Source organism: Streptomyces sp. NPDC079167 (genome assembly GCF_040686735.1).
GTDB lineage: Bacteria > Actinomycetota > Actinomycetes > Streptomycetales > Streptomycetaceae > Streptomyces.
The window spans coordinates 173,311-195,746 of the sequence record NZ_JBFBLO010000008.1; the positions used below are offsets into that span (position 1 = coordinate 173,311).

The window sequence follows — 22,436 nt, forward strand, 5'->3', positions numbered from 1 at the left end:
GGGGTCTACCCCCGGGCCCCCGCTGTTCGTACATGCAGTCCTAGGAATTCCGGAAAGTAGGGACCAGCCGTGGTTTTGGCGTTCGAGATCGCCCTGATCGTCTTCAGCCTGCTGCTGATGCTGCTGGTGCTGATGCACAAGGGGAAGGGCGGCGGCCTTTCCGACATGTTCGGTGGTGGAATGCAGTCCTCCGTGGGTGGCTCCTCGGTCGCCGAGCGGAACCTCGACCGCATCACCGTCGTGGTCGGTCTGGGCTGGTTCGCGTGCATTGTCGTCCTTGCTCTGCTCATCAAGCTGGACAGCTGACCCGCCGTCCGCGATTCCTTGTGAGGGTGTAACTCCTTTCACTGGACGCGCGTTGGGCCTTACGTAGACTGGGGCATCTTCGAGCACCATCACGCAGGGAGTTACGACCGTGGCAAGTGGCAACGCGATCCGGGGAAGCCGGGTCGGAGCGGGGCCGATGGGGGAGGCCGAGCGCGGCGAGTCCGCGCCACGGGCCCGCATCTCCTTCTGGTGCTCGAACGGGCACGAGACGCAGCCGAGCTTCGCCCATGACGCGCAGGTACCGGAGACCTGGGACTGCCCGCGCTGCGGCTTCCCGGCCGGGCAGGACCGGGACAGCCCGCCGGCCCCGCCGCGCACCGAGCCGTACAAGACGCACCTGGCGTACGTGCGCGAGCGGCGCAGCGACGCCGACGGCGAGGCGATCCTCGCCGAGGCCCTCGCGAAACTCCGCGGCGAGATCTGAGACTTCTGTTCACCGGCCGGTCACCCCCTGGGTGCCCGGCCGGAATCGGTATGCCGTCCACCAGCTCGCCGGTGCCCCGCCGGACCCTCCTGATCAATTAGGTTGGAGGGGCAGCGGGGAAGGTTGCAGGTACGAGAGAAGTGGGCGATTTCCGGGATGAACGCACAAAGCCGAACCAAGCTCAACCAGATGTCCGAGTGGACGGCTCTCGGCAAGCACCGTGAGCAGTTCGGGGGGACACAACTGCGGCAGCTGTTCGCGGACGCGCCGGACCGGGGGAAGCAGTACACCCTCCGGGTCGGTGACCTCCACATCGACTACTCCAAGCACCTGGTCACCGACGAGACGCTGCGGCTGCTGCGCGAGCTCGCGGCCGCCACGGACGTCGCCGGGCTGCGGGACGCCATGTTCCGCGGCGACAAGATCAACACGACGGAGGACCGCGCCGTCCTGCACACCGCGCTCCGCGCGCCGCGGGACGCCGTGATCGAGGTCGACGGTGAGAACGTGGTGCCCGCCGTGCACGCCGTCCTCGACAGGATGGCCGCCTTCTCCGACCGGATCCGGTCGGGCGGGTGGACCGGCCACACCGGCAAGCCGATCAAGAACATCGTCAACATCGGTATCGGCGGGTCGGACCTCGGCCCCGCCATGGCGTACGAGGTCCTGCGCTCCTTCACGGACCGTTCGCTCACCGTCCGCTTCGTGTCGAACGTCGACGGCGCCGACCTCCACGAGGCGGTACAGGGCCTCGACCCGGCCGAGACCCTCTTCATCGTCGCGTCCAAGACGTTCACGACGATCGAGACCATCACCAACGCCACCTCCGCCCGCGACTGGCTGCTCACCGAGCTGAGGGCCGGTCAGGAAGCCGTCGCCAAGCACTTCGTGGCGCTGTCGACCAACGCCGAGAAGGTCGCGGACTTCGGCATCGACACGGCCAACATGTTCGAGTTCTGGGACTGGGTCGGAGGGCGGTACTCCTTCGACTCGGCGATCGGCCTGTCGCTGATGATCGCCGTCGGACCGGACCGGTTCCGCGAGATGCTCGACGGCTTCCACCTCGTCGACGAGCACTTCCGCACCGCCCCTGCCGAGGAGAACGCCCCGCTGCTGCTGGGTCTGCTGGGCATCTGGTACGGCCAGTTCTTCGACGCCCAGTCGCACGCGGTGCTGCCCTACAGCCACTATCTGTCCAAGTTCACCGCGTACCTGCAGCAGCTGGACATGGAGTCCAACGGCAAGTCCGTGGACCGGGACGGCGATCCGGTGGAGTGGGAGACCGGACCGGTCGTCTGGGGCACCCCCGGCACCAACGGGCAGCACGCCTACTACCAGCTGATCCACCAGGGCACCAAGATCATCCCGGCCGACTTCATCGGCTTCGCCGCACCGGTCCACGACCTGCTGCCCGGGCTGATCGCCCAGCACGACCTGCTGATGGCCAACTTCTTCGCGCAGACCCAGGCCCTCGCCTTCGGCAAGACGCCCGAGGAGGTCCGCGCGGAGGGTGTGCCCGAGGAGCTCGTGCCGCACAAGACGTTCCGCGGCAACCACCCGACGACCACGATCCTCGCGGACCGCCTCACCCCGTCGGTGCTCGGCCAGCTGATCGCGCTGTACGAGCACAAGGTCTTCGTCCAGGGCGCCGTCTGGAACATCGACTCCTTCGACCAGTGGGGCGTCGAGCTCGGCAAGGTCCTGGCCAAGAAGATCGAGCCGGTCCTCACCGAGGGCACCGGCGGCGAACAGCTGGACAGCTCCACCGCCGCGCTCGTCTCGACGTACCGCTCACTGCGGGGTCGCTGAGCGATGACCACGGGGGAGGGGACGATACGGCTCAGGCCGCCGCGCAACGCGCCCGACCGGCGGGCCGTCGGCTGGTGGCGGACCCAGTGGCTGCTGCTGACCGCGGCCCCGGTCGCGGTCCTCGGCATCCTGGGCGCGCTCATCGGGCCCGCCAGACTCTGGCTGCTGACACCCGCCGCCGTGCTCGGCGCCGTCGGTCTGCTGTGCGCCGTCCTCTTCCCCCTCTGGTGGTTCCGCACCCACCGCTGGGAGGTCACCGACGAGGCGGTCTACGTGAGTACCGGGGCCCTCCTGCGGGAGTGGCGGATCGCCCCGATGTCCCGCATCCAGACCGTGGACACCGTGCGGGGTCCGCTGGAACAGCTCTTCGGGCTGGCGACGGTCACCGTCACCACCGCGTCCGCCAAGGGCGCCGTGGAGATCGCGGGGCTGACCCATGAGGTCGCCACCGAGCTCGTGGAGCGGCTGACCCGCATCACCCAGGCCACCCCCGGGGACGCCACATGAGCACGGCCGTCGACAGCGCCGGCTGGCGGCGGCTCCATCCCCGCACGGTCCTCGTCACCGTGCTGGTCACGGCGGGAGTCGCAGCGGGCGCGGCCGTACCGGTCACGGTCGCGCTCTCCGGCCGTCTCGGATACGGGGCAGCCATCGGCTGGGCCCTGGCGGGAGCCGCCCTGCTGATCGGCTGCGCCGCCGCCGGGGACCACGTACGGTGGCGGCGCACCCGGTACCGCGTCGGCACCGAGCGCGTCGATCTGCACACCGGGCTCCTCCTGCTCAAGCGCCGCTCGCTGGCCCGCGAGCGGATCCGCAGCGTCGACCTCACCGCCCATCCGCTGCTGCGGATCCTGGGTCTTGTCTCGGTCCGCATCGGCACCGGGGAGCAAGCGGGAGGCGACTCCACGCTCACACTGGACCCCGTCGCCCGCGCCGAGGGCGAGCGGCTGCGCCGTGAACTCCTCGACCGCGCCGCCCCGGACCTCTCCGTGACGCACCGGGACGGTGAACTGGCCAGGCTCGACCTCCGGTGGATCCGCTACGCGCCCGTCTCCTTCGCCACGCCCCTGCTCGGCGGCGCCGCAGCCGGCGGGGTGATGCAGATCAGCGACTGGGTGGGGGCGCAGACCGAGGTGATCCACTGGATCGCCGACCGCTTCCGGGACACCCCGCTGCTCTGGATGATCGCCGTCCTGTTCGTGGCGGCCCTGGCCGCCGGTGTGGCCGGGGCCCTCGGGCTGTGGGTCGAGAGCTGGTGGAACTACCGCCTGGAGCGCGAGCCGGGCGGCACCCTGCGCGTGCGGCGCGGACTCTTCACGTCGCGCTCCCTGTCCGTCGAGGAACGGCGACTGCGGGGGGTGGACCTGGTGGAGCCCCTCGGGGTGAGGCTCGCGGGCGCCGCCCGGGTCGACGCGATCGCCACGGGCCTGAGCAGGGACGAGGAGTCGCGGAGCGCCGACCACAACACACTCCTGCCTGCGGTGCCCCGCGCGCTGGCGGACGCCATCGCCGCGGAGGTGCTGCGCGAGCCGGCCACCCCGACCGGCGCACCGCTCACGGCGCATCCGCGGGCGGCCCGTGGGCGACGGCTGCGCCGCGCCCTGGGGGTGGCCCTGGCGCCCGTGCTGGCCCAGGTGCTGCTGGGCGTCCTGCTGACGCCCGTGCTGCTCTGGACCGCGCTCGGCAGCGCGGTGGTGGCGGTGCCCGTCGCCGTGCTCCTGGCGGTCGACGCGTACCGCTCGCTGGGGCACACGCTCAGCGGTGACTACCTGGTGACCCGCTCCGGCACGGTCCGGCGGTCCACCGCGGCCCTGCAGCGGTCCGGAGTGATCGGCTGGACGGTGAAGCAGTCCGTCTTCCAGCGCCGCGCCGGGCTGCTGAGCGTCACCGCCACGACGGCCGCCGGAGGCGGCGCCTACACGGCACACGACACCGACCCGTCCGAAGGTCTCACCTTCGCCGCCGACGCCGTGCCGGGGCTTCTGGGGCCCTTCCTGGAACGCGGCTGAGCCGAGGGGCACGCCGTCCGGTCAGGGCCGACCGTCGAGCAGCGCGGTGGCGCCGAACGCCGGAAGGCCGGCCGGTGGGGGAGCGTCCTGGGGTGCCGCAGCGGGATGCCCGGCGGCCAGTACGTACAGCGGGGTGTGGCCCGTGTTGTCCAGGCCGCACCGGCCGGCGACCGCGGAGTCCCTGAAGGCGCCGGTCTGGGCGGGGCCGAGCCCGAGCGCCGTAGCGGTCAGCGCGAAGGTCTGCCCCAGGTGTCCCGCGTCGAGCAGACAGACCCGGTAGGCGCGGGGCGTCGGGTACTTCACGCTCATCCGTTCCAGACGCGCGGCGAGAACGACGAGGAAGGCGGGGCGCGCGGCCCACGACTGGTCGGCGCAGAGACGGGCGGCTTCAGCGGGCGTGAGGCCCTCGGAGAGCAGTTCGAGCGCGTGCTGCAAGCCGTTGTAGTGGTACCAGCCCGGGGCCAGGCCGCTGACGCCGAGGACGCCGACGTACGCGTCGATCTCCTGCCGGGAACCGCCCTGCGGACTGGTCCGCCGGTACAGGGCGCCCCGCCCGCAGTCGATGAAGTCGACCGGGCCGAAGACCGTGGCCAGCAAGGTGGCCAGCGTCTCCAGCGACACCGGCGCACCGGTGAAGTCGCGGTGGGTGCGGCGGTCGTACAGAACCTGTTCGAACGGGGCCCCGAGCCCGGCCGGCCCGCGGGGCAACAGGAGCCGGGGAGCGTCCGGATACCCGGTGAACAGGGGAGGCAGTGACTCCCGCTCCGGTCCGGGCGACCCCGCGGCCCCCGCGTCCCGCTCCTCGCCGGAGGGGTCCACGGCCTGCGGGGAGTCGTACACGTCCTGCGTGGCGTAGTGGAAGAACGACGCCTCGGGCATCCACGCGCCCCACTGCCCGGCGATCCGCTCGTCGAGCTGCGCTGCCGCGCTGCCGTGGGCCAGCAGGGCTCCGCTCCGCACCAGCGCCTCGACGGCGTCCTCGACCGTGTCCGGGGTCAGATGGTCGAGGTGTCCGGCGGCCTCGTCGGGAGTGCTCCACTCCTCGAACGCCGCAAGGATCTCCGCGGCGGCCGGGTGCAGCGCCGTGGGCGTGCCGTGCGGGTGGGGGTGGACGACGAAGGCGCTGTCGTGCCAGTAGCAGGTCAGACAGCGGGAACGACGTAGACGCACGGTGACTCCTGCAAGGGGAAGTAGGGGGACGAAACGGAACCGGACGTACGCGTGGGGCCGGGCAAGGGGGTACCCGGCCCCACGCGCGCGGTCACGCCTGGCGGTAGGCCCACGTCCAGTTCCAGGTGGAACCCTCACCGGCCTTCGGGCGGTCGGCCCGGATGGCGATCCGGTGCTTCATCTCGATCCTGCGCATTCTTCTTCACCTCCTTATTCCGTGCTCGGGGGTTGCTCCTCTGTGCGTCGCCGCGACGGCATATCCATGACGCAACACGGAATCGTGATGCGCAAGACCTGATTTCTCCAATCACTCTTTCGTGGTCGGATCCATGGCCTTCGCTTTTCTTTCGCGTCGCATTCATGGGGAGCGTTCTCACGCGCTGTCAACGTGTCTCGTATGCGGGAGGTGGGGTTCCTTCCGGTAGATCGCTGCTGGTCAGAGCCTTTCAGGGCGGCTGCTTACCAATTTCTTTCAGTCTTTTTTCGGCTACCTGTCGATGCGGGCGAAGCTCTTCGGAAGGTGTCATAACGTGCGGACATCGGCACTCGACGAACGGAAGAAGCGGCCGGCAATGCGTTCATTCATTGCGGGCCGGGCGCCGACCACCGAAATCGCGAAGGGGAAGCATGACCGTTTTTACGTCCAGCGAAATGGCCTCCGAAGTCTTCGGCCGGCTTTTCGGCGTACTGCTGGAGGACGAGCAGTTCGTGGAGAAGGCGCGCAAGGAAGCCCTGTCGGTGCAGCTGGTGCACAGCAAGCCCGACTGCCGGATCTTCGTCTCGTCCGAGGGCGTCGTCCTCGGGGACGACGTGCCGTTCAAGGCCGCGATCACTCTCAAGATGTCCTGCGACACCGCGCACGCGCTGTGGTCGGGCCGGCTGCTGGTGCCCGCCGCCATCGCCACCGGCAAGGTCCGGATCCGCGGCCGCATCGCCAAGGTGCTGGAGCTGGTTCCGATGCTCCAGCCCGCCTTCGACAGCTACCCCACGATCGCCGCGGAAGCGGGCGTCGGCGCCTGACCCGCCTCCTGCGTCCCCCGACCGCCCCCGACGACACCTGTGAAAGAGGAGCCACGAAACCCATGACCATCGACGTACCGGCAGAACTCTCCCCAGAGCTCAACTTCGACGTGCTGCCCCCGGATGTGCGGCAACTCAAGGACGAAGCGCGGCGGTTCGCGCAGGAGACCGTGAAACCTCTGGTCGGGCAGCTCGACCAGGCACCGGCGGAGGACTTCGACTGGGACGTGGTGCGCCGCGGCCACGAGATCGGTCTGACCCGGGCGGCCGTCCCCACCGACTACGGCGGGCTCGGGCTCGGCATGCTGGGAGTAGCCACCGCCCTGGAGGAAGTGGCCGCCGTGTGCCCCGGCACCGCGCTCGTCTTCGGGGCCACCATGCTCGGCCAGGCCCCGCTCCTCCTCTCCGGCGACCCCCGCCTCCAGGCGCGCTACCTCCCGCTCTTCTCCGGTGACGAACCGGTGCTCGCGTGCAACGCCGTGACGGAGGAGGACGCCGGGTGCGACCTGATCATCCCGGCCAACGCACAGCACGCGCGCAACGTCATGACCGCCCGGCGGGACGGCGACGCGTACGTGCTCACCGGCAGGAAGCGGTTCATCACCAACGCCCGTTTCGCCGCGTTCGCCTCCGTGTTCGCGAACATGGAGGGCAGCCCCGGAGCCACCGGGCTCACCTCCTTCATCGTGCCCCTGAACCTCCCCGGGGTCGTACGCGGCCCGGTCGCCGACAAGATGGGCTACCGCGCCTGCCTGGGCAGCGAGTTGGAGTTCCACGAGGTCCGGGTACCCGCCGAGAACATGATCGGCGGCGAGGGTGAGGGCATGCCCATCAACATGGCCCAGAGCAACATGGCCCGCGCCGCCGTCGCCGGCATCTCCACCGGCGTGGCCCGCGGCGCCCTGGAGCAGGCCGTCGCCTGGGCCGGTGAACGCGTCCAGGGTGGTCAACTCCTGCACCGGCACCAGTTCACCGCGGCGAAACTGGCCGCGATGAGCGCCCAGGTGGACGCCGCCCGCCTGCTGTACCTGCACGCGGCGAACACCGTGGACACCCAGCTGCCACCGCCCGCCTACGAACCGGCCGTCGCCAAACTCTTCGCCGACCGGGCCGCGATCGACGTGGCCGACGCCGCTCTCTCGCTCGTCGGCGCGCGAGGCTACCTCCGGTCGTACGGAGTGGAGAAGATGCTCCGCGACGCCTACGGCACCCGCGTGTACGAGGGCACCCCCGAGGTCCTGGCGCTCACGATCACCGAGAGCCTCTACGCCGAGGACGACGCCGAATGAACACCGCCTCCCCCCTCGCGGGCGGTGACGGGCCCGCCCGCACCACCATCCCGACCTCCGCCGACCCGGCGGGCTCCCGCGCCCTGCGCTACGTCGCCGACATCATCGAACTGCACGAACGCCTCAGCTACCGGCAGCTGCCGGCGGAGATCTCCGGAACCCCGCTGTACCACGCGGAGGACGTACACAGCGGGCTGATCACCCTCACCGCACGGGACAGCCAGATCCCCGCCCGGTACCTCAGGGGCATCCTCGGCTTCCGGCTGGCCCAGTACCTGCGGCTGAGCTGGATCTCGGCCGACCTCGTCTACCGGACGGCGGCGTACCACGAACCGCTGCCCCGCCCGGGCCAGATGGAGAGCATCCACACGGTCACCCTCTGCTCGCGCACCGGAAGGATCCGCGGCTACGTCGGACTGAGCTGCTCGGCGGACCCCGTGAGCCTGCCCCTCGACTCGCCACGGCGCGCCCTGTTCCCGACCGAGGCCGCCCACGGCATCGACCTGCTGGGACAGTACGCGCGCCTGGGTCTTGGGACCCACCAGGTCTTCGAGCTCAAGCGCTTCCTGCGCGACCAGTCGATGCCGCTCGGTATCCAGCACGACCGGGTGCCGTGGCACCTCATGCTCGGCATGGGCGAGGCGATGATCCAGCTCGACGACTCGATCCGCCTCGTCCTCGGCGACGCCAAGGAACACGTGGCCCTGCGCCACCTCCGGCTGGCCGGTTTCGACCTCCATGTCGTCGAGGACACATCCCCGAGCCTGCCCTCGTCGGACCCTCTGGCGCCGATCTACCACCAGGGCGTCCTCGCCAAGCCCTTCGTGGCGCCGGTGCCCCGGGACCTGCCCTGGTACCGCGACGTCGTCCGCTCGTACATGGACGGCAGCAGCGACCTGACCTCGTACCACGAGATGGTCGCCCGGCTCGCCGGACGCAGGCAGGCGGTGGGCGGCTCCCTGATCCCCCGCCAGCGAGGAGGTGCCGTATGACCCCGGAGAGCATGGGCCTGCCGGCGGCGGGCAGCGAGGAGTCGGGACCGCACAGCCTCTTCTACGAGGAACTGGTCACCCGCAACGCGGGCGTCGTCTCCGCCGACGAACAGCTGGCGCTGCGCAACGCCACGATCCTGGTGGCGGGCTGCGGGTCCATCGGAGGCGCCGCCGTCGAGCCGCTGACCCGGCTCGGGGCGCAGCGCTTCCTGGTGGCGGACCCCGGAACGTTCGAACTGAACAACCTCAACCGCCAGAGTGCGGTCGCCGCCGACATCGAGCAGAACAAGGCCGCCGGCGCGGCGGAACGCATCATGTCGATCAACCCGCACGCCCGGGTCAGCGTGTTCACCGAGGGGGTGACCGAGGCGACGGTGCAGCGGCTCACCGCGCACTGTCAGATCATCATCGACGGGGTGGACGTCACCACTGCCGACGGATGGCACGCGAAGCACCTCCTGCACCGCGTGGCGGTCCAGCGGAAGCTCCCCCTCATCACCGGCTGGGACATGGCCGGAACCCAGTACGTGCGCTGCTACGACTACCGGCGCGTCCGGGAGCCCTTCGCCGGAGCCATCACCCTCGCCGACATCGAGCGGGTGGACACCTGGGAGCTCCTGCGCCGCGCGGTGCCGCTGCGCCGGGTGCCGGCCGAGATGCTGGCGGAGATCCGGGCGAACCACCTGCGCACGGACTACAGCTTCCCCCAGGTCGCGTACACCGCCACCGCGTTCGGCGTGCTCAGCTCCCACATGGCCGTACGGGTCCTCGCCGGGAAACGGGTGCGTCAGGAGATCAGCCTGGACGTGCACCAGATGGCCCGGCCGCTCGGCGAGCGCTGGCTGACCCGCCTGCGACGGCCGTTCGAACTGGCGGCCCTGGTGCCGCCGATGCTCCGCCTCATGCGCCGGTCCGGCGCGCGCTGAACGCGACCGCGCACGCCTCACCGGCGGCGGCCCCGCGGGCTTCCGCGAGGCCGCCGCCGGTGTCCGGCCGCGGCGACACCCTCCAGGAAAAGGCAATCATGCATGTCTCCAAGCGGAGCGTCCTGTGGACGTTCCTCTGCTGTGGCCTCGGCGTGGCCATGGTCTCCCTCGACAATCTGGTCGTCATCACCGCCCTGCCCGCGATCCGCGAGAGCCTCGGCGGCGACATCCAGCAACTCGAGTGGACCGTCAACGCCTACACACTCACCTACGCCGTCCTGATGCTCCCCGGTGCGGCGCTGGGCGACCGGTTCGGCCGGCGGCGGATGTTCGTGGTGGGCCTGGGCGTCTTCACCGCCGCGTCGGCCGCGGCGGCGCTCGCCCCCGGCATCGGCGCGCTCATCGCTGCCCGGGCGTTGCAGGGCCTCGGTGCCGCCGCGCTGATGCCCCTCAACCTCACCCTGCTCACGGCGGTCGCTCCGCCCCACCGCCGAGGCGCCGTCCTGGGGGCGCTGAGCGCCGTCGAGGGCCTGGCCATCGCGATGGGGCCGCTCGTCGGCGGGGTGATGGTGGAGCACCTCACCTGGCAGTGGATCTTCTGGATCAACGTGCCCATCGGCCTCGTCCTGCTGCCGCTCGGCCGGTGGAAGCTCGCCGAGAGCCGTGGCCCCAACTCCCGGTTCGACCTGGTCGGGACCGTACTGGCCGGTGCCGGTCTGTTCGGCATCGTCTTCGGCCTCATCCAGGGCCCCACGGACGGCTGGACGAGTCCCCACGTCCTGACCGCACTGGCCGGGGGCGCCCTGGTCGTGGCCGCGTTCGTCACCTGGGAACTCCGCACCGCCATGCCCATGTTCCCGATGCGGCTGTTCCGACACCGCACCTTCAGCGGCATGAACGCCGCCGGGCTGCTGATGTTCGCGGGCATGTTCGGGTCGGTCTTCCTCCTCACCCAGTTCTTCCAGGGTCCGCGCGGCTACTCCCCGATGGAGGCCGGCCTGCGCATCCTGCCCTGGACGGCGGTGCCGATCTTCGTCGCCCCGATCGTCGGATTCCTCTCCGACCGGATCGGCAGCCGGACCATCGTGGCGATCGGCCTGACCTTCCAGGCCTGCGGGCTGGGCTGGATCGCCGCCCGGGTCTCACCGGACGTCGACTACGTCTCCCTGGTGCCGGCCCTGGTCCTGTGCGGGCTCGGCATGACCTTCTACTTCTCCCCGACCGCGAACCTGGTGATGAGCTCGGTCGACGCCCAGGACCGGGGGATGGCCTCGGGCGCGGTCAACTCGCTGCGGGAGCTGGGCGGTGTCCTCGGAGTCGCCGTGCTCGCCTCCGTGTTCACCGCGCACGGTGACCTCGCGACGCCGAGCAGCTTCACCGACGGCATGGTCCCCGCCCTGTGGACCGGCGCGTGCCTCATCGCCGTCGGCGCTGTCGCGGTGCTCACGACACCGAGGCGCCCGAAAACGGAACGGACCGCCGGAAGGGACGCCGCCATGACGATTTCCGGCGCCGGTAACGCCCAGGCCTGACCTCCGGCCTCCCCCCCGACGGCCCGCGCGACGGCCCGCCCGACGGCCCCCCGGCCGAGGTCCGGATCACCCCGGAGTGTTCCCACGCTCCAGAGGAAAGGAGAGACCGATCACCGCATCCGTCCGCGTCCTGCTCGTCGACGACCGAGCCATCACCCGGACCGGCATCCGCGCCATCCTCGAGCAGGACGGAACCGTCGAGGTGGTCGGGGAGGCCTCCGACGCCGCGGCCGCCGAGCGGGAGGTGCTCCGCCTCAGCCCCGCGGTGGTGCTCGCCGACGCGCAGTCACCCGGCCTCGACATCGTCGGCATGATCGCCGCGCTGGCCGCACGGTGCGGGGACACCATGCCGGCCGTCCTGCTGACCGCCCAGGGCACCGACCCCACCGCGCGGGAGGCAGTGCGGGCCGGCGCCACGGGCGTCGTCCTGAGCAGTGCCACTCCGGAGCAGCTGGTCTCCGCCGTCCACATGGTCTCGGCGGGGTACGCCGTCTACACCGCAGCCGGCCTCCGGCACGGCGCGGGCGCCGGGGAACCGTGGCTCGCGACCGCCCCCCGGCCGGGGCCGGACGCGGACCGCGCACGCGCCGGGCTGCTGACGCGCCGGGAGCACGAGGTGCTGCAGCTCCTCGCCCGCGGCCTCAGCAACGCCGAGATGTCCGCCGAACTCGTGGTGAGCGAGAGCACGGTGAAGTCACACGTGCAGAACCTGCTCGACAAGCTGCAGCTGCGTAACCGGGTGCACGCGGTGATCTACGCACACCGGACGGGACTGGCGCCCGCGCTCTGTGCCTGCTCCGGCCCGCAGCGGACCGGAGCGGGCTGAGTGCGGACGACCTCACCCGCCCATGGAGCCCCTGCCGGACCGACGTCCGGCAGGGGCTCCGCGGTCAGCCCAGCGCCTCCAGCAGATAACCGCGCCGGCTGGCGGTGCGGACCCGCAGACCCAGCGGCAGGACACGGCGCCGGATCCGCATCACGTGCAGGTCCAGCGCGTTCCGGCTCGCGGTGCTGCCCCGGGTGCTCAGCAGCGTGAGCAGCTCTTCACGGCCCACCAGGCTCCCGAAGCGCTGCACCAGCGGCCGCAGCAGGTACATCTCCGTCGGGGACACCGGCACCACCCGGCTGCAGTACCTGAGCAGACCGTCGTGGTCCAGCGCCGGCACGTCGTGCGACGAGGCCCTGGCGCGCAGGGCCGAGACACGTGCGGCGAAGTCCTCCCGGGTGATCGGCGATCGGACCCAGTCCTCCCGCACGTCCGTCGACACGGGCGGTGTCGCCCCGTTCTCGATCACGAGGAGACGGAGGGCGCCCTTGTGACGGAAGTGTTCCAGCTTCGACGCTTCGAGGGGCCAGCGGACTACGTGAACCTGTTCCTCGTCCGAGGACGGCTGAGGCCTTTTGGTGTGCGGCACGAATCTCCCTTTCCGAATTTTGCAGGAGAACGGGAAAGTCATCCGTGAGCTGCCCTGGCCCCTACTGTGCATTGATTTATTTTTGAAGTGCACCGGAGTCCGGGGTCGGCGGTGGAAAACTGTTCTCTGCAGCCTCTTTCTTCACTATGCAGCATTCCTGAGTGTTGTGGCAATAAGCAATAATCGAAGGCATTGTACGACAAGTCAGAAAGAATTTGATCATGGTGCTGAGCTCGGCATACTGTACGCGCAGGGCAAGTTGGGCGCCTTCCGGGGATGCCGGCTGCGCCCCCTGCGCCCCCCTGATGGAGGAGAATCCGCTGAAAGGGGGAGGCGATAATTCGACAGAATAGCCGAGGTGGTCAGGAGGTGGTGCGCATAGATTGAGTCGCAGTGGCGGGGAGATGAATCCGTAGCCCGCTAACCCGGCCGTGCCCGTGTGGCATTCCGTGTGCCCGCCCGGCGGGCTACGGCATTTTCAAGCCATACGCGGTGCAAAGGAATGGAGAGATGGTATGTGTGTGACTGTGGACGTGAATGCATTTTATGGCGGGGAGTCCGGGCGGCCGGACGTCCACGACAACCCGGCCCAGGTGGCCGGCAGCCGCGACCTGATGCTCGCCGTGGTGCGGCTCACCGCGGCCGGACTGAGCGCGTGCGCGTGGTCGGCCCGCGGCTCCGGCAAGGGGGCCGGCCGTGCGGCGTACGGTCGGTGAAACCGCGCGGCCCCGAGGCCGGGCGGGAGACGACGTGCTGGTGACGGGCATGGGGGCCACCACCCCGCTCGGCGCCGACGTCCCGGGCACCTGGGACGGGCTGCTGGCGGGCCGCTCCGGCATCTCGCCGATCACCGCTCCCTGGGTCACGCGGCTGCCGGTGCACATCGCCGGCTCCATGCTCCAGGACCCGTACGCCGACGTGGACCGGGTGCAGCGCCGACGGCTGGACCGGAGCCAGGCGGCGGCGCTGGTCGCGGCCAGGGAGGCGTGGTCCGACGCGGGGCCGCCGGAGGTCGAACCCGAACGGCTGGCCGTCGTGGTGGGCACCGGGATCGGGGGCGCGCTGACCATACTGGACCAGCACGACCGCATGGGGGAGCGCGGACAGCGTGCCGTCTCCCCGTACACCGTCCCCCGGCTGATGCCCAACGGCGCTTCGGCCGTGGTCAGCCTGATGCTCGGAGCACGGGCCGGCACCCACGCCCCGACCAGTGCCTGCGCCTCGGGCGCCGAGGCGATCGCGGTGGCCGCCCTGCTGATCCGAGCCGGCCGTGCCGATGTGGTGGTGGCCGGGGGCACGGACGCCTGCATCCATCCGCTCTCACTCGGCGCGTTCGCACAGATGCGCGCCCTGTCGTTGCGCAACGACGCACCCGACCGGGCGTCCAGGCCGTTCGACCGGCGGCGGGACGGCTTCGTGATGTCCGAGGGCGCGGGCATGGTCGTCCTGGAACGGGGCGACTTCGCACGTGCCCGGGGCGCCCGCGTCCACGCGGCGCTGGCCGGGGCGGGGGTCACGTCCGACGCACACGACATCACGCTGCCCGACGCGGCCGGCCAGGCGCGGGCGATCGACGAGGCGCTGCGCGACGCGGGGCTGACCGGCGGCGACATCGGCCACGTCAACGCACACGCGACAGGCACACCCCAGGGCGACGTCGCCGAGTCCCGGGCCGTGACGGCCGCGGTGGGCGATCACCCGGTGGTCACGGCCCCGAAGTCCTCCACGGGCCACCTGCTGGGCGCCTCGGGCGCGGTGGAGGCGATCCTCACGGTGCTCGCGCTGAAGGAATCGCTGGTGCCGCCGGTACGCAACCTGGAGGAGGCCGGGGACGGCATCGGACTCGACCTGGTGACCGGCGCACCACGCGAGGCCCCCGCCACCGCGGCTCTGTCGACGTCCTTCGGCTTCGGCGGGCACAACGTGGTGCTGGCCTTCACCCGTGACTGAGCACCGGCCGCTAGCGGGCCGCTGCCCGCTCCCTCACCAGGACGAGGTGACGGGCGACGTCATCAGGACGGGTGAGCTGGGGGTAGTGGCCGGCCGACGCGATCTCGGTGACCGGCAGGACGCTCGGCTCCTCCAGCGGGTCCTCCGCTCCGACGACCAGTTCCACCGGCACCGTGACACGGGGCAGGGCGCTCCGCAGGGCACCGCGCTGCCCGTACGCCGAACGCAGGGCGGCCACCACCCGGAGCGCCGCCCCCGCCCGGCGCAGGTCCGCCGCCGGCCCGTCGAGGTAACCGTCGTGCGGCAGCCCGAGCGATCCGGCCAGCCGCTCGGCGGACATCCCGCGCAGCACGGGTACGGCGAGAGGTGAGCGCGTCAGCCACGAGGAGGCGGGCTGGAGGAAGGCCGGGGAGACGAGGACCAGCGCGCCCACGCGCTCGGGGTGCCGCAGCGCGTAGCGCAGGGCCGGCCCGCAGGAGTAGGAGTGCGCGACCAGGACCGGCCGGCCCCGGACCGGTGCGAGGAAGGCGCTCAGCCAGGCGTCGTGCGACTGCCGGGCGGGCGCGGACCGCCCGAAACCCGGCAGGTCGGCCGCCAGGGTGGAGGCGTCCACCCGGTCGGCCACGGGGGCCCACGAGTCGGCGTCGACGGGGAGCCCGTGCAGGAAGACGTAGCCCGGCTCCTCCCGGTCGCCCGTCACCCAGGTCCGGTCCTTGCCGACCTGCTGGAAGCCGTACGGGCCGCGCGGTGCCCGGGCCCGGCCGAAGCGGGCGGCGACCAGGTCGTCGGTCCACCCGCGCAGGGCATCGCGCACCGGCGGCATCTCCAGCCCGCACGACGCGGCGAACTTCCGCGCGGACGAGGTGTCGTATCGGTCGGTGGAGAGAAACGACAGCGTCTCGGGGTCCGCCCTGGTGAGTGCGCGGGGCAGCCGCTTCAGGAGGCCGAGGGGGACGGACCGGCGCGGAGCCCGTACGCCCATGTGCTCGGCGAGCAGCGCGACGAGCCGCGGCAGCGGCGGTGTGGCGTCGTCCAGCAGCCAGTAGGTGTTGTCCGCGCTCTCCTGACGCTCTGGAAGGAAGGCCAGGAACTGGACGAAGTAGTCGAGCGTGACGACCGGCAGGAAGATGTCGGGCCCGCCGGGCAGTGCGGCGAGGCGGCCCCGCCAGAGCTCTCCGGCCAGGTCGGCCAGGCCGACGTACTGCCCCGGACCGATCACCGTGCTGGGATTGGCGACCGTCAGCGGGACGCCCAGTTCGCGGGCGCGTGCCCGCGTCGCGGCGTCACCCTCACGCTTGGACGCCTCGTAGGCGCCGTCGCGCGCGTAGTCGGGCGAGTCGGCGCCGGCCGCGGCCATGCGGTAGCCGCTGATGTGCACCACGCGGCGCAGGTGCGGGCGGGCCGCGGCCCACTCGATCACATGGACGGCGCCGTCCACGTTGACCGCCCTGGCCTCGGCCGGGTCCATGCCGAAGGCGAACCGCGCCGCCGTGTTGTAGACGTCCCGCACCTCGCCCAGGTCCTGCGCGGGCAGGCCGAGGCCGGGCCGGGTGATGTCGGCGTGGACGACGGTGAGCCGGCCGGTGTCCACCCGCTGGTCGGCGAGCCACCGGGTCAGCCGGTCACCGCCGCTGTGCACGGCCGCGGCGACCTCCTGGCCGCGGCGCAGGAGTTCCGCCACCAGGGAGCGGCCGATGAAGCCACCGGCACCGAAGACAACAGAGTTCGCGGGCATGCCATCTCCTTGCGGCCGGGCACGAGGTGACGTGTTTGCGTCGGGGGACGGAGCGGACGCACCGGCCCGCACACGCTCCCCACCGTACCGGCAGTCTCACTCTCCGTGAACAAGGCATGGCCCGGCGTCACCCGTAAGCGCACCGGCACGTGCGGCGGCCGGCAGACACCCCATCAGCTCGCGTCCGTGAACGGACCTGAGAACCCATCCGGGAGGCACCTCCATGAAGGTCCCGCATCTCCGCACCACCGAGCCCGGCCTCCCCGCCGGCCGAAGGCCCCGGAGCGGCCGCGTGTTCCGCGGGCCGGCCGTCCTGACGGCCCTCGGGCTCCTCTTCGCCCTCGTCGTCGCGTCCGCTCCGGACGGCCGCGCCCCGCTCCCCGCCGGCTCCGCGGGCGGCCCCGACCCCGGGCACCCGCGCTGGAAGCGCGCGTTCCTCGCCTCCGTCGACCACCCCGACGCCCCGCCGCCGCGTGCCAACGACTGGGACTGCGAACCGGCCGCCCGCCACCCCAGGCCGGTCGTCCTCGTCCACGGCACGTACGAGAACGCCTTCAGCAACTGGAGCGCGCTCTCGCCCCGGCTCAGTGCCGAGGGTTACTGCGTCTTCGCCGTCAACTTCGGTGCCCCACGCGGAGACGTCAACAAGGGCAGAGCCGCCGTCCCCGACTCCGCCGCGGAGGTCGCCCGCTTCGTCGACCGGGTCCTCGACCGGACGGGAGCCCGCCAGGTCGACGTGGTGGGCCACTCCCAGGGCGGCGGAATCCTGCCGCGCTACTACCTGAAATTCGCGGGCGGAGCCGACCCGGGTGATCCCGCCCGCAACAAGGTGCACCACTTGATCGGCATCTCCCCGGCCAACCACGGCAGCACCGTGTCGGGGCTCGCCACCCTCGCCCAGCGGCTGCGTGTCCTCGCCCCGGTCGCCGGATTCGGCGGGCAGGCACTGGCCGACCAGACGATCGGCTCAGCCGTCAACCGTCGGCTCGACGCGGGCGGCGACACCATGCGCGGCGTGCGCTACACCACGCTCGTCACCCGGCGGGACAGGATCGTCACCCCGTACGAGCGTCAGTACCTCCGCCCCGGTCCCTCCGCCGGCGAGGTCACCAACCTCACCGTCCAGGACGTGTGCCCGCAGGACCGTACGGGGCACATGGGCACCCCCTACGACCCCGTGGTGCTGCGCCTGGTGAGCAATGCCCTCGACCCCGCGACCGCCCGGCGCCCCGACTGCGGCCCCGCTCCGGCCGCCCCCGGCCGGGGCCCCTCATAGGGGAGACCCACGCGCGAAGGCCCGGCCCGCTCTCAGGAGCGGGCCGGGCCTTCGCGACGGGATGATCCGCTACGCCGAGGCGGGCGGAAGGAGCGCACGCGGCAGCTTCGAGGCCGCCGCGGCGTCCAGCAGCCACAGTGTGCGGCTGCGGCCGTAGGCCCCCGCAGCCGGAGCCTGGATCTCCCCGGCCCCGGACAGCGCGATCTCGGCCGCCTCCGCCTTGTCCTCGCCCGCCGCCAGAAGCCACACCTCACGCGCCGCCCGGATGGCGGGCAGTGTGAGCGAGACGCGGGTCGGCGGCGGCTTGGGAGCGCCGTGCACACCGACGACGGTGCGCTCGGTCTCCCGCACCGCGGGCAGTTCCGGGAAGAGCGACGCGACATGCGTGTCCGGGCCGACGCCCAGCATCAGCACGTCGAACGTCGGCACCGGCCCGTGGTCCTCCGGGCCCGCCGCGGCGGCGAGTTCCGCCGCGTACCCCGCGGCCGCGGCGTCGGCGTCGCCGCCGTGCGGTCCGTCGGACGCGGGCATCGCGTGGACCCGGGAGGGGTCCAGCTCCACCTTGTCCAGCAGGGCCTCCCGGGCCTGTGTGACATTGCGCTCCGGATCGCCTTCCGGCAGGAACCGCTCGTCGCCCCACCACAGATCGAGCCGCGACCAGTCGACCGCGTCCCGGGCGGGCGAGCCGGCGAGCGCGGCCAGCAGGCCGTTGCCGTTGCGCCCACCGGTGAGGACCACCGAGGCGGAACCGCGAGCGGCCTGGGCGTCCACGATCCTCGTGATCAGCCTGGCCGCCGCGGCCTGGGCCATCAGCTCCTTGTCGCGGTGCACGACGAGCTGCGGAGCACTCACTTCGACGCCGCCTTCTTGGCCGCCGCCTTCTTCGCGGCGGGAGCGGCGGAACCCGCGGGCTCCGGCTGCTTCTGCCCCGCACCGACGGACGACGGCTCCGAGGGCCCGCCGAGGCGCTCCACGCCGAACTTCACCGTGGCCTCGTAGATGTTGTCCGGATCCAGGCGGCGCAGCTCCTCGGCGAGGAGCTCGGCGGTCTCCCGCCGCTTCAGCGCGACCGCACGGTCCGGCTGCCCGGCCATGCAGAGCGTGGCCAGCGAACCGTCGGGACGGTCCAGGACGATCACGCCGTTCTTGGTCTCCAGCCGCACGGCCGTCAGACCGGGACCACCGGAGAGGGTGCGCTCCACCGGCACCCCGAGACGGTCCGCGAGCCACATGGCCAGCAGTTCGCAGCTCGGGTTGTCGGACTCGCCCTCGACCGTCGCCGAGATGACCTTCGCCGGCTGCTGGTCGAGCGCCGCCGCCAGCATCGAGCGCCACGGCGTGATGCGCGTCCAGGCCAGGTCGGTGTCCCCGGGCCGGTACGTCGCCGCGCGCACCGACAACTCGTCGAGCGGGTGCTCGGCGGAGTACGTGTCGGTGATACGGCGCTGGGCGAGCGCGCCCAGCGGGTCCTTGGCCGGATCCGCCGGGGCGTCCTCGGGCCACCACACCACGACCGGGGCGTCCGGCAGCAGCAGCGGCAGGACGACCGACTGGGCGTGGTTGGCCAGCTCACCGTGGAGACGCAGCACGACGGTCTCGCCCGAGCCCGCGTCGGAACCGACCCGGATCTCGGCGTCGAGCCGTGCGTCGCGCCGGGCGCGAGGCGACTTGCTGACCCGCTTGATCACCGCGATGATCCGCGACGGGTGCTCGCGGGACGAGTCGCTCGCCGCCCGGAGCGCGTCGTAGGCGTTCTCCTCGTCGGTGACGATGACGAGGGTGAGGACCATGCCGATGGCCGGCGTGCCGATGGAACGGCGCGCCGAGACCAGGGCCTGGTTGATCTTGCTGGACGTGGTTTCCGTGAGATCGATCTTCATGGCCGGCGCCAGCTCCGTCCGTCGCGTGCGAGCATCTCGTCGGCCTCGGCCGGTCCCCACGTGCCGGCCGCGTACTGGGCGGGCTTGCCGTGCTTGTCCCAGTACTCCTCGATCGGATCGAGGATGTTCCAGGAGAGCTCGACCTCCTGGTGGCGCGGGAAGAGGTTGGCGTCACCGAGCAGCACATCGAGGATGAGCCGCTCGTACGCCTCCGGGCTGGACTCCGTGAAGGACTCGCCGTAGGCGAAGTCCATCGTGACGTCCCGCACCTCCATGGAGGTGCCGGGCACCTTGGAACCGAACCTGACCGTGACCCCCTCGTCCGGCTGCACCCGGATGACCAGGGCGTTGCCGCCGAGCTCCTCCGTCGCACCGGACTCGAAGGGGAGGTAGGGGGCGCGCTTGAAGACGACCGCGATCTCGGTGACGCGGCGGCCGAGGCGCTTGCCGGTACGGAGGTAGAACGGCACGCCCGCCCAGCGGCGGTTGTTGATCGTCAGCTTGATCGCGGCGAAGGTGTCGGTCTTCGACTTGGGGTCGATGCCGTCCTCCTCCAGATAGCCGAGCGCTTCCTGACCGCCCTGCCAGGCGTGCGCGTACTGCCCGCGCACCGTGTGCCTGCCCAGGTCCTCGGGCAGCTCCACCGCCGTGAGCACCTTCAGCTTCTCGGCGACCAGGGCCTTCGGGTGGAAGGAGCCGGGCTCCTCCATCGCCGTCAGCGCCAGCAGCTGGAGCAGGTGGTTCTGGATGACGTCGCGCGCCGCACCGATGCCGTCGTAGTAACCGGCCCGGCCGCCGATGCCGATGTCCTCGGCCATCGTGATCTGGACGTGGTCGACGTACGACCTGTTCCAGATCGGCTCCCACATCGTGTTGGCGAAGCGCAGCGCCAGGATGTTCTGGACCGTCTCCTTGCCGAGGTAGTGGTCGATACGGAAGACCTCGTTCGGCGGGAAGACGTCGTGCACGAGGTGGTTGAGCTCCTGCGCGCTCTCCAGGTCGTGACCGAACGGCTTCTCGATGACGGCCCGTCGCCAGCTGCCTTCCTTCTGGTCGGCCAGCCCGTGCTTCTTGAGCTGCTCGACGACCTTCGGGAAGAACTTCGGCGGCACGGAGAGGTAGAAGGCGAAGTTGCCGCCCGTTCCCTGCGCCTTGTCGAGCTCCTCGATCGTCGCCCTGAGGGTCTCGAAGGCCTCGTCGTCGTCGAAGTTGCCCTGGACGAAGCGCATGCCCTGGCTGAGCTGCTGCCAGACCTCTTCGCGGAACGGGGTTCTGGAATGCTCCTTCACGGCGTCATGGACGACCTGGGCGAAGTCTTCGTCCTCCCAGTCGCGGCGCGCGAAGCCGATGAGCGAGAAGCCCGGTGGCAGCAGGCCGCGATTGGCCAGGTCGTAGACGGCGGGCATCAGCTTTTTACGGGACAAATCGCCCGTGACGCCAAAGATCACCAGGCCCGACGGCCCCGCGATACGCGGGAGCCGTCGGTCCTGGGCGTCACGGAGCGGGTTGGCTCCGGGAACACCAGACAAGGTGGTCAGCCCTCCGAAGGAGCGAGGCGCTTGAGCTCGGCCTCGGTCGAGTTGAGCAGGTCGATCCAGGCTGCCTCGAACTTGTCGACGCCCTCGTCCTCGAGCAGCTGGACGACGTCGTCGTAGCTGACCCCGAGCTCCTTGATCGCGTCGAGGTCGGCACGGGCCTGGTCGTAACGGCCGGCAACGGTGTTGCCGGAGATCTCGCCGTGGTCGGCCACGGCCTCCAGCGTCGCCTCCGGCATGGTGTTGACCGTGTTCGGCGCGACGAGGTCGTCGACGTACAGGGTGTCCTTGAGGGACGGGTCCTTGACGCCGGTCGAGGCCCACAGCGGACGCTGCTTGTTGGCGTGCGCCTTGTCGAGGGCGGCCCAGCGGTCACCCGCGAAGACCTCCTCGTACGCCTCGTAGGCCAGACGGGCGTTGGCGAGGGCGGACTTGCCCTTCGCGGCCTTCGCCGCGTCGCTGCCCACCGCGTCCAGGCGCTTGTCGATCTCGGTGTCCACGCGGGACACGAAGAACGAGGCGACCGAGTGGATCTTGGAGAGGTCCAGGCCCGCGGCCTTCGCCTTCTCCAGGCCCGCCAGGTAGGCGTCCATGACCTCGCGGTAGCGCTCCAGCGAGAAGATCAGCGTCACGTTGACACTGATGCCGCGCCCGATGGTCTCCGTGATCGCCGGCAGGCCGGCCTTGGTCGCGGGGATCTTGATGAGCGTGTTCGGCCGGTCCACCAGCCAGGCCAGCTGCTTGGCCTCGGCGACCGTGGCCAGCGTGTTGTGGGCCAGGCGCGGGTCGACCTCGATGGAGACACGGCCGTCCTGGCCGTCCGTCGCGTCGAAGACGGGACGCAGGATGTCGGCGGCGTCACGGACGTCCGCGGTCGTGATCATGCGGATCGCCTCCTCGACCGTCACCTGGCGGGCGGCGAGGTCGGTGAGCTGCTGGTCGTAACCGTCGCCCTGGGAGATCGCCTTCTGGAAGATCGACGGGTTGGTCGTGACACCCACGACGTGGCTCTGGTCGATCAGCTCGGCGAGGTTGCCGGACGTGATCCGCTTGCGCGACAGGTCGTCGAGCCAGATCGCCACGCCCTCGTCGGAGAGGCGCTTGAGTGCGTCTGTCATGAGAATTGCATCTCCTACTAGTCGTATGT

General features: G+C 71.2%; 21 protein-coding genes. 14 read left to right on the top strand and 7 right to left on the bottom strand.

Annotation, left to right across the window (positions count from 1 at the left end; translation table 11 throughout):
• Positions 1 to 69: 69 nt before the first annotated feature.
• From secG to AB0P41_RS18800, 5 genes are all read left to right on the top strand, one after another.
• Positions 70 to 306: a preprotein translocase subunit SecG gene (secG, locus tag AB0P41_RS18780; RefSeq protein ID WP_031094498.1), complete on the top strand. Its 237-nt coding sequence runs from the start codon at positions 70 to 72 to the stop codon at positions 304 to 306.
• Positions 307 to 415: 109 nt separating this feature from the next.
• Entirely contained in the window at positions 416 to 751 is a 336-nt protein-coding gene (locus AB0P41_RS18785; protein WP_099176117.1) for an RNA polymerase-binding protein RbpA, read from the top strand.
• A gap of 156 nt (positions 752 to 907) precedes the next feature.
• Entirely contained in the window at positions 908 to 2,560 is a 1,653-nt protein-coding gene (pgi, locus tag AB0P41_RS18790; protein ID WP_356712136.1) for a glucose-6-phosphate isomerase, read from the top strand.
• 3 nt (positions 2,561 to 2,563) lie between these two features.
• Positions 2,564 to 3,067, top strand: a complete 504-nt coding sequence (locus AB0P41_RS18795; RefSeq protein ID WP_356712134.1) for a PH domain-containing protein — start codon at positions 2,564 to 2,566, stop codon at positions 3,065 to 3,067.
• A complete protein-coding gene (locus AB0P41_RS18800) occupies positions 3,064 to 4,569 on the top strand; it encodes a PH domain-containing protein (protein ID WP_365932981.1) in 1,506 nt (501 codons plus the stop codon). Before AB0P41_RS18795 ends, AB0P41_RS18800 begins: the two co-directional genes overlap by 4 nt.
• Before the next feature lie 21 nt (positions 4,570 to 4,590).
• On the opposite strand, the gene AB0P41_RS18805 is transcribed toward AB0P41_RS18800, so the two are convergent.
• On the bottom strand, positions 4,591 to 5,739 hold the full coding sequence (locus AB0P41_RS18805; RefSeq protein ID WP_365932983.1) for a SagB/ThcOx family dehydrogenase: 1,149 nt from the start codon (positions 5,737 to 5,739) through the stop codon (positions 4,591 to 4,593).
• A 627-nt stretch (positions 5,740 to 6,366) separates the two neighbouring features.
• On the opposite strand from AB0P41_RS18805, the gene AB0P41_RS18810 reads away from it, so the two are divergent.
• The 6 genes from AB0P41_RS18810 to AB0P41_RS18835 all read left to right on the top strand — a co-directional run bounded on the left by AB0P41_RS18810 (position 6,367) and on the right by AB0P41_RS18835 (position 12,324).
• Positions 6,367 to 6,759 carry a hypothetical protein gene (locus AB0P41_RS18810; RefSeq protein ID WP_365932985.1) on the top strand — a complete coding sequence of 131 codons (393 nt, stop codon included), beginning with the start codon at positions 6,367 to 6,369 and terminating at the stop codon, positions 6,757 to 6,759.
• Between the two features lie 62 nt (positions 6,760 to 6,821).
• The gene (locus tag AB0P41_RS18815) at positions 6,822 to 8,048 is read left to right on the top strand and encodes an acyl-CoA dehydrogenase family protein (protein WP_356712126.1); all 1,227 of its coding nucleotides are present in this window, start codon (positions 6,822 to 6,824) and stop codon (positions 8,046 to 8,048) included.
• Entirely contained in the window at positions 8,045 to 9,040 is a 996-nt protein-coding gene (locus tag AB0P41_RS18820; RefSeq protein WP_356712124.1) for a hypothetical protein, read from the top strand. The genes AB0P41_RS18815 and AB0P41_RS18820 overlap by 4 nt, the downstream gene beginning before the upstream one ends.
• Positions 9,037 to 9,966, top strand: coding sequence for a ThiF family adenylyltransferase (locus AB0P41_RS18825; protein ID WP_365932987.1), 930 nt, complete (start codon positions 9,037 to 9,039; stop codon positions 9,964 to 9,966). Before AB0P41_RS18820 ends, AB0P41_RS18825 begins: the two co-directional genes overlap by 4 nt.
• A 98-nt stretch (positions 9,967 to 10,064) precedes the next feature.
• A complete protein-coding gene (locus tag AB0P41_RS18830) occupies positions 10,065 to 11,498 on the top strand; it encodes an MFS transporter (RefSeq protein ID WP_365932989.1) in 1,434 nt (477 codons plus the stop codon).
• Positions 11,499 to 11,574: 76 nt separating this feature from the next.
• The gene (locus tag AB0P41_RS18835) at positions 11,575 to 12,324 is read left to right on the top strand and encodes a response regulator transcription factor (protein WP_365932991.1); all 750 of its coding nucleotides are present in this window, start codon (positions 11,575 to 11,577) and stop codon (positions 12,322 to 12,324) included.
• Positions 12,325 to 12,388: 64 nt separating this feature from the next.
• On the opposite strand, the gene AB0P41_RS18840 is transcribed toward AB0P41_RS18835, so the two are convergent.
• Positions 12,389 to 12,913: a helix-turn-helix domain-containing protein gene (locus AB0P41_RS18840; RefSeq protein WP_356712116.1), complete on the bottom strand. Its 525-nt coding sequence runs from the start codon at positions 12,911 to 12,913 to the stop codon at positions 12,389 to 12,391.
• Between the two features lie 533 nt (positions 12,914 to 13,446).
• Here AB0P41_RS18840 and AB0P41_RS18845 point away from each other — a divergent pair.
• Entirely contained in the window at positions 13,447 to 13,629 is a 183-nt protein-coding gene (locus tag AB0P41_RS18845) for a hypothetical protein (RefSeq protein WP_365932994.1), read from the top strand.
• On the top strand, positions 13,610 to 14,863 hold the full coding sequence (locus AB0P41_RS18850; RefSeq protein WP_365932996.1) for a beta-ketoacyl-[acyl-carrier-protein] synthase family protein: 1,254 nt from the start codon (positions 13,610 to 13,612) through the stop codon (positions 14,861 to 14,863). The genes AB0P41_RS18845 and AB0P41_RS18850 overlap by 20 nt, the downstream gene beginning before the upstream one ends.
• Before the next feature lie 10 nt (positions 14,864 to 14,873).
• Here AB0P41_RS18850 and AB0P41_RS18855 read toward each other — a convergent pair whose 3' ends face one another.
• Complete coding sequence (locus AB0P41_RS18855; protein WP_365932997.1) at positions 14,874 to 16,598, bottom strand: alpha/beta fold hydrolase; 1,725 nt, start codon at positions 16,596 to 16,598, stop codon at positions 14,874 to 14,876.
• Between the two features lie 223 nt (positions 16,599 to 16,821).
• Here AB0P41_RS18855 and AB0P41_RS18860 point away from each other — a divergent pair, with 223 nt between their 5' ends.
• Positions 16,822 to 17,874: an alpha/beta fold hydrolase gene (locus AB0P41_RS18860; protein ID WP_365932999.1), complete on the top strand. Its 1,053-nt coding sequence runs from the start codon at positions 16,822 to 16,824 to the stop codon at positions 17,872 to 17,874.
• A 69-nt stretch (positions 17,875 to 17,943) separates the two neighbouring features.
• On the opposite strand, the gene pgl is transcribed toward AB0P41_RS18860, so the two are convergent.
• Genes pgl through tal form a run of 4 tightly spaced genes read right to left on the bottom strand, consistent with a single transcriptional unit; the run spans position 17,944 to position 22,407 of the window.
• Positions 17,944 to 18,726 carry a 6-phosphogluconolactonase gene (gene pgl, locus AB0P41_RS18865; RefSeq protein WP_365933000.1) on the bottom strand — a complete coding sequence of 261 codons (783 nt, stop codon included), beginning with the start codon at positions 18,724 to 18,726 and terminating at the stop codon, positions 17,944 to 17,946.
• The gene (opcA, locus tag AB0P41_RS18870; protein WP_365933002.1) at positions 18,723 to 19,754 is read right to left on the bottom strand and encodes a glucose-6-phosphate dehydrogenase assembly protein OpcA; all 1,032 of its coding nucleotides are present in this window, start codon (positions 19,752 to 19,754) and stop codon (positions 18,723 to 18,725) included. The genes pgl and opcA overlap by 4 nt, the downstream gene beginning before the upstream one ends.
• Positions 19,751 to 21,283 carry a glucose-6-phosphate dehydrogenase gene (zwf, locus tag AB0P41_RS18875; RefSeq protein WP_356712101.1) on the bottom strand — a complete coding sequence of 511 codons (1,533 nt, stop codon included), beginning with the start codon at positions 21,281 to 21,283 and terminating at the stop codon, positions 19,751 to 19,753. Before zwf ends, opcA begins: the two co-directional genes overlap by 4 nt.
• 5 nt (positions 21,284 to 21,288) lie before the next feature.
• On the bottom strand, positions 21,289 to 22,407 hold the full coding sequence (tal, locus tag AB0P41_RS18880; protein ID WP_365933003.1) for a transaldolase: 1,119 nt from the start codon (positions 22,405 to 22,407) through the stop codon (positions 21,289 to 21,291).
• Positions 22,408 to 22,436: the final 29 nt, after the last annotated feature.